This window comes from Bradyrhizobium lablabi (assembly GCF_001440475.1).
In the GTDB taxonomy this organism is placed as follows: Bacteria; Pseudomonadota; Alphaproteobacteria; order Rhizobiales; family Xanthobacteraceae; genus Bradyrhizobium; species Bradyrhizobium lablabi.
In genome coordinates, this window is record NZ_LLYB01000084.1 from 1 (window position 1) to 225 (window position 225).

The 225-nt window shown below is 76.9% G+C and carries 1 pseudogene; it reads right to left on the bottom strand.

From position 1 onward, the window contains the following. Positions 1-225 (bottom strand): annotated as a pseudogene (locus CQ14_RS46645) (OmpA family protein); the annotation flags it as partial.

Genomic DNA, 225 nt, shown 5'->3' on the forward strand with positions numbered 1-225 from the left:
CGGCGGCGGCAGTGGCGCAACCTGCGGCGCGCCAGCAACGGGCGCTGGTGGCGCATTGACGACGGGCGAGCGCGGCGGCGTAGCCGCCTTCTTCGCCGGAGGCCGCCGTTCGCGCCCCTTTGGCGCCGGGGTCACCGGCGCGCTGGGTGTCGCTTCCTGGAGGATCGGTGAAAAACCCTCCGGGGGCAGCACGATCGGCGGCGGCGCCGCTGGCGGCGGCTCCCC